The 12,281-nt window shown below is 72.2% G+C and carries 8 protein-coding genes; 2 read left to right on the plus strand and 6 right to left on the minus strand.

The features are described from left to right. The first annotated feature begins 65 nt into the window (after positions 1-65). Complete coding sequence (locus L0984_RS01785; protein ID WP_234192061.1) at positions 66-1,337, plus strand: alpha-hydroxy acid oxidase; 1,272 nt, start codon at positions 66-68, stop codon at positions 1,335-1,337. Here L0984_RS01785 and L0984_RS01790 read toward each other — a convergent pair. The 6 genes from L0984_RS01790 to L0984_RS01815 all read right to left on the minus strand — a co-directional run bounded on the left by L0984_RS01790 (position 1,309) and on the right by L0984_RS01815 (position 10,478). Next, entirely contained in the window at positions 1,309-3,417 is a 2,109-nt protein-coding gene (locus L0984_RS01790) for a hybrid sensor histidine kinase/response regulator (RefSeq protein WP_234192062.1), read from the minus strand. The genes L0984_RS01785 and L0984_RS01790 overlap by 29 nt on opposite strands. Positions 3,418-3,570: 153 nt before the next feature. Beyond that, the gene (locus L0984_RS01795) at positions 3,571-4,491 is read right to left on the minus strand and encodes a DUF2894 domain-containing protein (protein ID WP_234192063.1); all 921 of its coding nucleotides are present in this window, start codon (positions 4,489-4,491) and stop codon (positions 3,571-3,573) included. A gap of 14 nt (positions 4,492-4,505) precedes the next feature. After that, positions 4,506-5,174: an OmpA family protein gene (locus L0984_RS01800; RefSeq protein WP_370645868.1), complete on the minus strand. Its 669-nt coding sequence runs from the start codon at positions 5,172-5,174 to the stop codon at positions 4,506-4,508. A gap of 145 nt (positions 5,175-5,319) precedes the next feature. Next, entirely contained in the window at positions 5,320-8,328 is a 3,009-nt protein-coding gene (locus L0984_RS01805; protein WP_234192064.1) for a DUF802 domain-containing protein, read from the minus strand. Further along, entirely contained in the window at positions 8,325-9,056 is a 732-nt protein-coding gene (locus L0984_RS01810; protein WP_234192065.1) for a DUF3348 family protein, read from the minus strand. The genes L0984_RS01805 and L0984_RS01810 overlap by 4 nt, the downstream gene beginning before the upstream one ends. A 171-nt stretch (positions 9,057-9,227) precedes the next feature. Further along, the gene (locus L0984_RS01815) at positions 9,228-10,478 is read right to left on the minus strand and encodes a hypothetical protein (protein WP_234192066.1); all 1,251 of its coding nucleotides are present in this window, start codon (positions 10,476-10,478) and stop codon (positions 9,228-9,230) included. A 182-nt stretch (positions 10,479-10,660) separates the two neighbouring features. Here L0984_RS01815 and L0984_RS01820 point away from each other — a divergent pair, with 182 nt between their 5' ends. Further along, complete coding sequence (locus L0984_RS01820) at positions 10,661-12,271, plus strand: efflux transporter outer membrane subunit (RefSeq protein WP_255697169.1); 1,611 nt, start codon at positions 10,661-10,663, stop codon at positions 12,269-12,271. The last annotated feature ends 10 nt before the right edge of the window (positions 12,272-12,281 follow it).

The raw sequence follows: 12,281 nt of genomic DNA on the forward strand, positions 1-12,281 counted from the left end.
CCTAAAGTCCAGCCTCATCGCCCGCGCGCCGATCCGGCGCAAGCCGACAGCTTCACCCTCTGCCCATGACCCAGCCCTCGACACCCGCCGCCGACGCCGGCCTCGCCCCACCCCCCGCCACCGCCCCGGCACCGGCCCACGACCCGTGGCGCGCCTTCAGCGGCGGCGCCGCGCGCGGCCCGCTGGCCGAGGTGCTGGCCCTCGACGACTTCCAGCGGCTGGCCGAGCGCCGCCTGCCGCGCGCCATCTACGGCTACGTCGCCGGTGCGGCCGAGACCAACAGCAGCCTGGACGACAACCGCCGCGCCTTCGCCGAATGGGGCTTCGTGCCGCGCGTGCTGGCCAACGTGTCGCAGCGCGACCTGGGCACCGAGCTCTTCGGCCGCCGCCACAGCGCGCCCTTTGGCATCGCGCCGATGGGCATCGCCGCGCTCTCGGCCTACCGCGGCGACGAGGTCATGGCGCGCGCGGCGGCCCGCGCCGGCATCCCCTACGTGCTGAGCGGCAGCTCGCTCACGCCCATGGAAAAGGTCATCGCCGCCGGCCCCGGCAGCTGGTTCCAGGCCTATCTGCCGGGCCAGCCCGAGCGCATCGACGCCCTGCTCGACCGCGTGGAGCGCGCCGGCTTCGAGACGGTGGTGATCACCGCCGACGTGCCCGTGGCCGGCAACCGCGAGAACAACATCCGCGCCGGCTTCTCCACCCCGCTGCGCCCCAGCCTGCGCCTGGCCTGGGACGGCCTGAGCCATCCGCGCTGGACGCTGGGCACGCTGCTGCGCACGCTGGCCGACGGCATGCCGCACTTCGAGAACTCCTTCGCCGAGCGGGGCGCGCCGGTCATCTCGCGCAACGTGGAGCGCGACTTCTCCAAGCGCGACCACTTCGACTGGTCGCACATCGCCCGCATCCGCCGCCGCTGGCGCGGGCCGCTGGTGGTCAAGGGGCTGGTCTCTCCGCAGGACGCCGCGCTGGCACGCCAGCATGGGGCCGACGGCATCGTGCTCTCCAACCATGGCGGGCGGCAGCTCGACGGCGCCGTCTCGGCCCTGCGCACGCTGCCGGCCGTGATGGACGTGGCCGGCGACATGGCCGTGATGATGGACGGCGGCATCCGCCGCGGCAGCGATGTGCTCAAGGCGCTCGCGCTGGGCGCGCGCTTCGTGTGGGTGGGCCGGCCCTTCAACTTCGCGGCGGCAGTGGCGGGCGAGGCGGGCGTGGCCCATGCCATCCAGCTGCTGTCGGCCGAGGTGGACCGCAACCTGGCCATGCTGGGCGTGACGCGGCCGGGTCAGCTCTCGCGCGACCTCCTCATGCCGCGGGGTCCGGTGCCGGTGTGACGGGCCAGGCCTGCTGCAGGCGCCGCAGCTCGCTGGTGAGCTGGTGCACCGAAAAGGGCTTGGTGAGCACCGCCATGCCCGGCTCCAGTTGGCCGTCCTTGAGCAGCGTGTTCTCGGCATAGCCGGTGATGAAGAGCACCGGCAGCGCCGGCCGCAGGCTGCGTGCCGCGTCGGCCAGCTGCCGGCCGTTCATGCCACCGGGCAGGCCCACGTCGGTGATCAGCAGGCGCACCTCGGGCGACTGGCGCAGCATCGCCATGCCGGCCAGCGAGTCGGCCGCTTCCAGCACCCGGCAACCCAGGTCGCGCAGCGTCTCGGCGACGATCTGGCGCACGGCCTCCTCGTCCTCCACCACCAGCACGGGCCAGTCGGCCTGCGCAGCCAGGTCGGGCACGGCCTGCGTGCCAGTCGACGCCACGGGCACCGCGCCCTCCACGGCGCGTGGCAGGTGGATCGACACCACCGTGCCCTGCCCCACTTCGGACGCGATGCGCACCTGCCCGCCGGACTGGCGCGCAAAGCCGTAGATCATCGACAGCCCCAGCCCCGTGCCCTGCCCCAGCGGCTTGGTGGTGAAGAAGGGGTCGAAGGCCTTGCCCAGCACGTTCGCCGGCATGCCCACACCGTTGTCGGTCACGCGCAGCAGCAGGTAGTCGCCCTCGGGCAGGTCGTGGGTGCGGGCGGCGGCGCCGGCCAAGTGCACGTTGAGCGTCTCGATCAGCACCTGCCCGCCATCGGGCATGGCGTCGCGGGCATTGATGCACAGGTTGAGCAGCGCGTTCTCCAACTGCGAGGGATCGACCAGCGCCGGCCAGGACGCGGTCTGCGCATGCGTCACGATGTGCACCTGCGGGCCCACGGTGCGCTGGATCAGCTCGACCATGCCGGCCACCAGCTCGTCCACCTGCGTGGGCCGCGGCGCCAGCGTCTGCCGTCGGGAGAAGGCCAGCAGCCGGTGCGTGAGCGCGGCCGCGCGGCGCGTGGCGTCCTGCGCCGTGCGGATGTAGCGGGGCAGGTGCCCGGGCTGGTTCTGCCGCAGCCGGATCTCCATCAGCTCCAGCGCGCCGGACACCGCCGCCAGCATGTTGTTGAAGTCGTGCGCCAGGCCGCCGGTGAGCTGGCCGATGGCCTCCATCTTGCGGGCCTGGTGCAGCGCCTCCTCGGCGGCCTCCAGCTCGCGGGTGCGCTCGCTCACCGCGTCCTGCAGGGCGTCGCGCGAGCGGCTCAGCACTTCGCGCGCGTCGATGATGGCGTCCATCTCGGTGCAGATGCCCACCCAGGCCATGGCGCTGTCGGCCTCGCCCATCACCGGGTGCGCGCGTGACAGCCACCAGCGGTAGCCCTCGCTTGCGCCGCGCATGCGGAACTCCGCCTCGTAGGGCATGCGCGCGTTCACCGCGCGCTGCCAGGCGTTCGACAGCGCCGGCAGGTCGTCCGGATGAACGAAGTTGCTCCAGCCGTCGCCCAGGAAGTGCTCGCGCGGCTGGCCGCTGAAGGCCGTCCAGCGCGGGCTGACGTAGCGCACCAGCCCGGCCCGGTCGGCCGTCCAGACGAAGCCGGGCAGCTCGTCGAGGATGCGTCGCTGCTGCTCGGCCTCGGCCGCCAGCTGCTGCTGGGCCAGCACACGGGCCGTGGTCTCGGTGGTGAAGCAGAACACGCCTCGCACCACGTCGCCGTCGTAGATGGGCGAGTACGAGTACGACCACCAGGTCTGCTCCTCGCGCCCGTAGCGCGCCATGGTGATGGGCACATCGACGAAGCGGCTGGCCTGGCCGGCCAGCGCCTGCTCCAGCGGGCCGCGCACGGCCTCCCAGGCGTCGGACCACAGCACGGGCAGCGACTGGCCCAGCGCGCCCTCCATCCGCGGCCCGAGGATCGGCCGGTAGGCGTCGTTGAAGAAGAAGGTCAGCGCGTCGCCCCAGACCAGGTACATGCTCTCGGGCGAATTGAGCATGAGCCCGAGCGCATTGCGCAGCGCGCCCGGCCATTGCTCCGCGGGCCCGAGCGGCGTCGCGGCCCAGTCATGGGCCCTCACCGCCGCGCCCATGGCGCCGCCGTCGACAGGAAGGGGGGAATTCATCTGCGCTGTGATCTGGTCAGGGCCCGTCGGCAAGACGGCGGGCGGTGGCCGCCGGGGCGACGGCCGACATTGTCGCGAACTGTGAATCGAAGCCTGCGAATCGCCCTGCTTTTCCGTCATCCCGCGCGGCAAGCGGCGCCGGCCTGCAGGCGTTCAACGGCCCCGCGCCGACTTGCGGCGCGGTGTCGCGGCGCGCAGCTCGCCCTTGACGGGCGGCGGCGGGGGCGGCGACTGCAGCTGCTCGATGGACAGCAGCGCATCCACGTGGCCGACGAAATGCTCCAGGTACCCCGGCGACAGCTGCTGCATCAGCGCCAGCGCCCGGTGGACCAGATGGTGGGAGTTGAGCGGCCCCGCCTGCGCCGGCACCTGGGCGGTGGCCTCGCGCAGCCGCTGCTGCGCCGACAGGCGCGACCAGGTGCCGCGGAAGCGCCGCAGGGCCTTGAGTTCCGGCGGGCGGGACTGCCCCTCGGCCGTCGCCAGCAGTGGGGGGCCGTCCTCGGCCGCGCCACGGCCGCGCTGCCCCAGCGCGTCGGCCAGCTGGCCCAGCGCTCCGCGCGGCGCCGTCGCGGCCGGCGTCGCCACTGCGGCCACTGCGGCCGTCGCGGCCGTGCCCCTGCCCGCGGCCGCGCCGGAAAGGGCCGGCGGACGGGAAGGCAGCGGCGCCCGCGCGGCCGTGTGGGCCGGCGCTGCCGCACGCGCTTCGCCGGCCGGGCCGGGCCACGCCGTCAGCTTGGTGGCGTACCGGTCGAAGGCCGCCTCCAGGCGGGGCAGCAGCAGTTGCTGGATCCGCTGCGGCTGCCCGGCGGTGCGCCGTGCCAGCGCGTCCATCGCGAGGAAGGCGGCGGGATCGGCCCGGTCGGCTCCGGCGTCGCGCCAGGCGGCAAGGCGTGCCTGCAGCGCGGCCATCGCCGATGCAGGTACCAGTGCCGTTGCCGTTGCCGTTGCCAGTGCAGCGGGCACATCGTCGGCAGAGTCCGTCTCCGCCGCGCCAGGCAGGGCAGCGGCGCCCACCGGCGTCTCCGAGGAGGCACTCGGCCGTGGGAAGGCATCGTCGGGCAGGACGTGGGCCATGACGCCGCTCCGGATCAGGGCTTGGCCGCGGCCTTGCCGGCCTCGGTGCGGGCGGGGCGCGGCATGGGCGCCATCTCGACCCGGCGATTGCGTGCGCGGCCGTCGGCGTCGGCATTGGAGGCCACGGCCTGCTGCGAGCCAAAGGCGGCGGCGAACACCGCGTCGGCCGGAATGCCCTCGTCGATCAGCGCGCGGGTCACGGTCAGCGCGCGCTGGGCCGACAGCTCCCAGTTGTCGGCGAAGCGGCGGCTGTCGCCACGCACCTGTCGGTCGTCGGTGAAGCCGCTGACCATCAGGATCTCGCCGCGCTCGCGCAGGTAGCGGCCCAGCGGGCCGGCCAGGGTCTTGAGCAACTGACGGCCTTCGGGCTGCAGCTCGTCGGAGGCGAAGGCGAAGAGCACGCTGCCGCTGATGCCGATGCGCCCGTCCGCCAGCGTGACGCGACCGGCGGCCAGCGGGCCGGCCAGGGCCTGCTCCAGCGTCTGCAGCCGGCGGGCAGCCTGCTCGCGCTGCTGCACCTCGGCCTTCAGGCGGTCGGCCAGTTCCATCTGCATGCCCATCGCCGCCACCAGGATCAGCGCGAAGGCGCCCAGCACACCGGCCATCAGGTCGCCAAAGACGGCCCACACCGGCACCGAGGGCTCGGCGCCGCCGTCGACGAGGTCGTCGTTCAGGGCTGCCATGGCGCGGCTCCGTGGGGCATGCCTTGCTCCCTCCCCCCCTGGGGGAGGGCTGGGGTGGGGGCCCACGGCGCTTCGGTGACCGCCTGCGTCGCGCCGGCCCCCATCCCTGCCTTCCCCCAGAGCGGGAAGGAGTTGGAACGGCCGGTCACGCGGCGGCCTCCACCCCGCGCTGGGCGGCCAGGTGCTGCAGGTCGTCGATGATCTGTTTCTGCGCGCCGATGCTCAGCTCGATCACCTCGCGGGCCTGGGCCACGTAGTAGTCCAGTTGCTCGTCGCTGCGGGCCAGGGACTTGGTCAGCGCCGTCTCGATGCCCTTGAGTTGCGTCAGCAGCTCGCCGTTGGCCTGGCCGAAGAGCTGCACCGCTCCGCCGAAGGCCTCGCCCAGGCTGGCCACTTCGACCGCGCTGGCGCCCAACTGCGTGCCGGCCTCGTCCAGGCGCGCGGCCTGGGCGTCCAGCGCTTGGCCGAAGCGCTCGACCTGGGCCTGCAGCGTCTCCCCAAACTGGCCGCTGGCGCGCTCCATCAGGCCGGCGGTGGTGTCCACCAGCGCGTCGATGGCGCCGCGCTGCTCGGTGGCCTGGCGGTTGAGCGCCTCCAGCAGCGTGCCCAAGGTCTGCATCAGGCGCTCGCGCTCCTCCAGCGTGGCCTGGTCGCGAGCCATGCTGTCGCTGATGCGCTCGCGCAGTTCGCCCATCACCTCGGCCGCGGCGCGCGGTGCCTCGGCGGCGGCCTGCACCAGCTGGCCGATCTCGGCCAGGGTGCGCCGGGCCTGCGCCTCCATCTGCGTGCTCATGTCGGTGGCGGTGCGCGCCAGTGCGGCGCCGGCCTCGCGCAACTGGCCGGTGGCCTGCTCGCCGGCCGCCTCCCACTGCGTGCGCAGGGTGACGACGGTGGCTTCCAGGGCGCCGGTCCAGGCCGCCTGACGCTCGGCCTCCTGCGTGGCGCGCTGCTCGATCTGCGCCAGCGTGCGCTCGGCCTGCGTCTGGGCGGTGCTGCCGATGTCGATGGCGGCCTGGCGCAGCTGTTCGCCCACCTGCTGCCATTGGCCCACGGCCTCGCCGGTGGCGCGCTGCAGGCCTTCGGCGACCTGGCCGGTGGCCTGCTGCAACTGGCCGGCGGCCTGGCTGCTGGCCAGGGCCAGGGCCTCGGCGGCGCCGGTGCTGGCGCGTTCGAGCTGGCCGGCGATCTGGCCGCTGGCGCGCTCCAGCTCGGCGGAGGCGGCGCGGCCGGCCTGCAGCCATTGGTCGGCGGCGGCACTGCCGGTCTGCTGCCACTGCTCGCGCAGGTTGGCGGCCATGGTCTCCAGGGCGGCCGTCCACTGCTGGAGGCGGCCGTCGTCCAGCGCGGCGCGGCGTTCCATCTCGGCCAGGGTGCGGCGGGCTTGCTCTTCGGCATGGCCGCCCACCTCGGCGGCGGTGTGGCGCAGGGCGTCGCCCAGCTGCTGCCACTGGCCGGCGGACTCGGCGCCGGCGGCGCGCCATTCCTCGCGAAGAGCGGTGGCGGTGGTCTCGAGCGCGGCGCGCCAGTCGGCCAGGCGGCTTTCGTCGGCGGCGGCGCGGCGGTCCAGGTCGGCCAGCAGGCGCTGGGCCTGGGCCTCGGCACCGGCGGTGATGTCGCGCACGCTGCGCGACAGGGTCTCGCCGACGGCCTGCCATTCGCCGGTGGCCTGGGCACCGGCCTGCTGCCATTGCTGGCGCAGTTCGTCGGCCAGGCTGCGCAGCGCGCCGGTCCAGGCGGCCAGGCGCGTGTCGTCCTGGGCGGCCAGGCGGCTCTGCAGGTCGGTGTGGGCGGCAGCGACGCCGTCGCGCAGGGCGACAGCCTGGCTGGCGAAGCCTTCGGCGGCGCGCTGCAGCGCGGCCTCGTGGCGAACGGCCATCTGCTCGGCACCCGCAGCCTGCTGGGAGAGGGCCTCCGCCCAGCGCTGGCCCAGGGTCTCGGACTGGCGGTCCAGCCGCGCGGCCAGGTCGTCGGCCAGCGCCAGGCTGTGCTGCTGCGTGTGCTGGGTGAAGCGGGTCAGGGCCTCGTCCAGCGCCGCATCGCGCTGCTGGGCATGGCCGGTGAAGCGGGCGAGCGCCTCGTCGAAGGCGCGGCTGCCCGTGGCCTGCGCGGCCTGCTGTTCGGCCAGAGCGCTGCGCCACAGGCCGGCGACCTCGGTGGTGGCCTGGCCGAAGCGCTCGGCCACGCCGTCGAGCTGGCGGCGCACCTGCTCGGCCATGACGGTCTGCAGGCGACCGCTTTCCTGGGCCAGGCCGGCCAGCGTGGCCTCGATGGCGGGCTGGATGGCGGCACCGCTCAGGCGTGCGCCCTCGGCCACGCTCTCCTTCAGGCTGCGCTCGACCGAGGCGGCCAGCGCGGCATAGGCCGACTCGGCCTGGGTGTGGAAGCGGGCCTGGTCGGCGGTGAGCCGCTCGTTCAGGGCCTGCTGCTGGCGCTCCAGCGCTTCCATGCTGGCCTGCAGCCGCTCGACCAGCGTGGGCAGCAGGCCGGCCTGCTGCTCCATCAGCTTGAGCGAGGCCTCGCGGTGGTGCGTGGCCGAGAAGGCGCGCAGCGGGCCGGCGATGGCGGCGTCCAGCTGCTGGCCCACCTGCACCCGCTCGCGGCGGGCCAGCGCGGACATCAACCCCAGCGCCGCCGAGGCGGCCACGCCGGCCACCGAGGTGCCGAAGGCCAGGCCCAGCCCGCGCACGGGGGCCGACAGCGCATCGCGGATGCCCTGCAGCTCGGTCGCGCCGGTGAGCGCGGCACCGGTGCCGTCCAGCGTGACGACCATGCCCATGAAGGTGCCCAGCATGCCCAGCAGCACCAGCAGGCCGGTGATGTAGGGCGCGAGCGCGGGTCCGGGCAAGGCGACGCGGCCGCCTTCGATGCGCTGGCGCACGGCGCCCTGCAGCGCGGGTTCGACCGGGGCCAGCCAGGCCTGGCGGGCATCGGCCGGCGCGCTGTCCATGCTGGCGAGTGCCGCCGCCAGCGTGCGGGTGGCGCGGTCGAAGCGCAGCAGCTCCACGCCGCCCACGAGGTAGAACACGCCGATCAGCACCATCACCGCCAGCGCGAGCGGCTGGCGGCCCAGGTAGCCGGCGCCGACCCACAGCACGGCGGCCAGTCCGGCCGCGAACACGGCCCAGAGCAGGGCCTTGGCAAACAGTCTCTTCATGCGTCCTTGTTTCCTGGTGTGGCCACGGCGGGCGCAGCGGCGCCCGGCGGCCGGAGGGCTTCGAGCAGGGCCAGCGCGGGCTGCAGGCGCAGCTCCAGCTCGGCCATCAGCACGGTGTGCAGGTCCTGGCGGAAGGGTTCCTGCCAGCTTTCGTCCTCGGGCCCATGCGCCTCGGCGAGGCGGCGGAAGTGCTTTTCGAGCATCGGCGCCACGCCGGCCATGAGCCGGTCTTCATGTAGGCCCAGGGTGTGGGCCATCACGGCATCGACGGCGGCGAGCCGCGCCAGTTCGGGCGAGCGGGCCGCCACCACGGCGCGCAGCCGCTCGCGCAGCAGGCCGATGGCCATCTCCATCGCCTGCTGGCGCGCCAGGTAGCGCTGCCGGTAGGGCGAGAAGCCGATGCCCTGCTCGAAGGTGGAGCGGCCGGCGGCGGCGGCCTCCTTGGCATGGCCATGGGCCAGCACGGCGCGCACGCGCTCCACCTCGGCCTGCTCCTGCGGCCAGGGATCGTCGGTGGTGGAAGGGGCGCCGGCAGCGCTCGGGGCCGGCAACGGCCGTTCGAGGGCCGCTGACAGCGAGATGGCGTCCGTCCAGCCGAGCCAGTGGCTCAGGCGGTCGGCGAAGGCGTCTCTGGAATCCCGGACCTGCGCCCGCGGACCGGCAAGGCCGGCCAGCAGTCGCACAAGCGCCGCACCGGTCAGGCCCGTGCGCACGGTGGTGAGCGCCATGGGGGTTGCCGGGTCGAAAAACCGCGCAGTCTACACCGGGGAATCTGCGGCGGGGCTAGACGACTGGAGCGCTGCGTGTCGTCTCAAACAGCGGATTTGCGCGTAGGCTGGTATCGGCGGAGCATGCTCCGTCGCCGACGGTACAGGGGCGCCCACCGACTGGACCGGCGGTCAGGAAGATCCGATTGCTTTCAAAATCTTTGCCCCCAGTTGGCGGGTGTTCAGGTCCTTGCCTTGGCCATTAACTGTCGACACTCCCAGTTCGCTAGCCAGTTGCCTCAGTACAGGCCGGGCCGGCTCAATCACCACACCATCCCTCTCGACTTCAATCGTGCCACTTGGCAACCGCCGAATGACAAAGCCGCGGATTTCAGCCTCCAGCTCGGCGCCGACGACGGGCTCATAAGAGACCTCTTCACCTGGGGGAAGCAAAGCAACGATGGCATCAAGAGCTTCGTGTGTGCGGTGCCCCCATTGGTTAGAGATGGCATACGTCCTGCCGTCTTTAAAAAACAATTCTCCTTCACCCATGAAGTAGCGCTCTCGGGACTTGCCAGAAGCCTGCTCGAGTTGCTCAGCTTCGAGTTCCCCCGCAGCCGAAGCAAATAGTGCGTCCTCCCGCCACGGAACTGCTTGAGCAACGTGGGGCGGCGATATGCCTCTTTTTAAAGCTTCTCTCACGATCATGAATACCAATCGCCGCTTAGGCAGATTTGGATAAATGACATCGCCAATGCTTAAGTCGTAGCGGGTGGTGTCGCGCGTCTGGCGATCTGCCGCCACCTGCTCTTGAGTTTTCTCCCTAAGAGCCACCTGATACTGCTCCGCGGCAGGCAACGGGATGATCTGTTGAATATCCAGAAAAACGCGGTCTTCCACGCCATAGGGACGCATCTGAATACAACGAATATCCAAGCCCTGCTTATTCAACCAGAGGACGGTCGTCGTAACTTCAGCGGTGAAATCAGCGGCGGCTAGGACGATGCGAACCTCGTTAGACAAGGCAACAGCACCGTCTGGCTGCTCCAAGAATAAGCGTATTTGAGTCTCAGGATCGTCGGTTGACCCGTTCGCCCGTAGGTATTTGCGATGTGCTTCCACGGCTTGCTCAAACCTCATTGCCGAAACCATGGCTGCATATCGAATTGCTTGAAGCTCCATGTGCACACTCGCGTCGCGCTTGAGTTCCACAACGACAAGCCGGGCTTGATCGTCCAGACACAGCAAATCGATGCGGCGGTTCGCGTCCACCCAATCGCTGAACTCTTCTGCCAGCACCATCGTTCTTACACCAGGCGTTATTGCCTCGATTCGCAATCGCAAAGCGCGCTGAATGTTCTCACGTTCACGAACGCCCAATTGCGTAAACGAAGCCTGGGCTATTTCCGCCAGACGGTTGTCACTGAGTTCGTAAAGAGCCATGCACTCACCTGTTCCTCTTCTTACATGCACCGCTTTGAGCATATCTGCAGTAACAGCAAGATCCGTGTACCAGCGCAAGGCTTCCTTGAATTTAGGAAGCTGCAGCCGTCCCTGACAGCTTTGTCATCTTGCCGTCAGCGAGGCGTCGGCACACGGCGCCCACAGTGGCTGCCGTGTCTGCCATGCTGCCCATGCCTTCCTTCGACCACGACCGCTTCCCGCGCCGCGAGCGCCCTGCCCTTGCACGGCGGCGCTCGCCCAAGCTCCCGCTGACCGCCCTGTGCGCCGCCCTGCTGATGGCGGGCTGCGCCGTCGGTCCCGACTACCAGCCGCCGCCCGTGCCCAGTGGCGCCAGCCAGGCCGCCTTCAAGGAAGACGGCCCCTGGCGCCCCGCGGCGCCGAAGGCGGCCGATGCCGACTCACCGTGGTGGAGCCAGTTCGGCGATCCGCAGCTGAATGCGCTGGTCGCCCAGGCCATGACGGCCAGCCCCACGCTGGCCCAGGCCTCGGCCACCTACCGGCAAGCGCAGGCGTTGGTGGACGGCGCCTCGGCCGGCTTCTTCCCGACCGTGGGCGCGAGCGCTTCGGGCGGGCGCGGGCGCAGCAAGAGCAACGGCACCTCGGTGCTGGGCGACACCCATGCCTGGTCGCTGCAGGCGGCCTGGGAGCCGGACTTCTTCGGCAAGGTGAGCCGCGGCGCCGAAGCGGCGGCCGACAGCGCCCAGGCCAGCGCCGCCGACCTGGCCGCCGCCCGGCTCACGCTGCAGGCGGCCGTGGTCAACGATTACATCCAGCTGCGTCTGGACGACCGCCAGAAGGCGCTCTACGCCCGCACCGTGGCGGGCTACCGCGATTCGCTGCGGCTGGCGCAGGCGCAGTACCGCGCCGGCACCGCATTGCGCTCGGACGTGGCGCTGGCCGAAAGCAACCTGGCCTCGGCCGAGGCTCAGGCCATCGACATCGACCTGACCCGCCGCCAGCTGGAGCACGCCCTGGCCGTGCTGCTGGGCAGGACGCCCGGCGAGTTCTCGCTGCCGCCGCTGACCGAAGAGGCGCCCTCGCCCCTCGCCCTTCCGGTGACGCCGCCCGGCCTGCCCTCGCAGCTGCTGGAGCGCCGGCCCGACATCGCGGGCGCCGAGCGCCGCGTGGCGGCCGCCAACGCGCAGATCGGCGTGGCGACGGCCGCCTACTACCCCGACTTCACGCTCAGCGCGAGCGGGGGCTTCTCGGGCGCCGGCCTCACGGCCTGGGCCCGCACGCCCGACAAGGTGTGGGCGCTGGGCTTCGCGCTGGCCGCGTCGATCTACGACGGCGGCGCCCGCAGCGCCAAGGTGGCCCAGGCGCGCGCCGCCTTCGACGGCGCCGCGGCCGGCTACCGGCAGACGGTGCTGGCCGCCTTCCAGGACGTGGAGGACAACCTGGCCGCCCTGCGCGAGCTGGCCCGCGAGCGCGAGGCCCAGAACCGCGCCGTGACGGCCGCCCGCGACTCGCTGCGCGTGGTGCTGAGCCAGTACCGCGCCGGCACCGCCAACTACACCACCGTCGTCACCACCCAGGCACTGGCGCTGACGGCCGAGCGCAGTGCGCTGCAGCTCGAAGGCCGGCAGTACGCCGCCAGTGTGGCGCTGGTCAAGGCGCTGGGCGGCGGTTGGGGCGCGGGCCAGTTGCCCGCCATTCCCCACGCCAGCGACGCGGCCGACGCCACGCCCGCCGGCACGCCTGCCGCGACGCCCACGGCGGCGTCGCCCCCCTCCGCCGAAATCGCCGCCTCCGCCGGCCCCGCCACGCGCTGATCCGTCTTTC

The organism is Pseudacidovorax sp. NFM-22, assembly GCF_021401245.1.
In the GTDB taxonomy this organism is placed as follows: Bacteria; Pseudomonadota; Gammaproteobacteria; order Burkholderiales; family Burkholderiaceae_C; genus Xenophilus.

Excerpts from the sequence above, each read along its gene's own strand:
- L0984_RS01790 (WP_234192062.1), bottom strand. The coding sequence starts at position 3,417 with ATGAATTCCCCCCTTCCTGTCGACGGCGGCGCCATGGGCGCGGCGGTG.
- L0984_RS01810 (WP_234192065.1), bottom strand. The coding sequence starts at position 9,056 with ATGGCGCTCACCACCGTGCGCACGGGCCTGACCGGTGCGGCGCTTGTG.
- L0984_RS01800 (WP_370645868.1), bottom strand. The coding sequence starts at position 5,174 with ATGGCAGCCCTGAACGACGACCTCGTCGACGGCGGCGCCGAGCCCTCG.
- L0984_RS01815 (WP_234192066.1), bottom strand. The coding sequence starts at position 10,478 with ATGGCTCTTTACGAACTCAGTGACAACCGTCTGGCGGAAATAGCCCAG.
- L0984_RS01820 (WP_255697169.1), top strand. The coding sequence starts at position 10,661 with ATGCTGCCCATGCCTTCCTTCGACCACGACCGCTTCCCGCGCCGCGAG.
- L0984_RS01785 (WP_234192061.1), top strand. The coding sequence starts at position 66 with ATGACCCAGCCCTCGACACCCGCCGCCGACGCCGGCCTCGCCCCACCC.
- L0984_RS01805 (WP_234192064.1), bottom strand. The coding sequence starts at position 8,328 with ATGAAGAGACTGTTTGCCAAGGCCCTGCTCTGGGCCGTGTTCGCGGCC.
- L0984_RS01795 (WP_234192063.1), bottom strand. The coding sequence starts at position 4,491 with ATGGCCCACGTCCTGCCCGACGATGCCTTCCCACGGCCGAGTGCCTCC.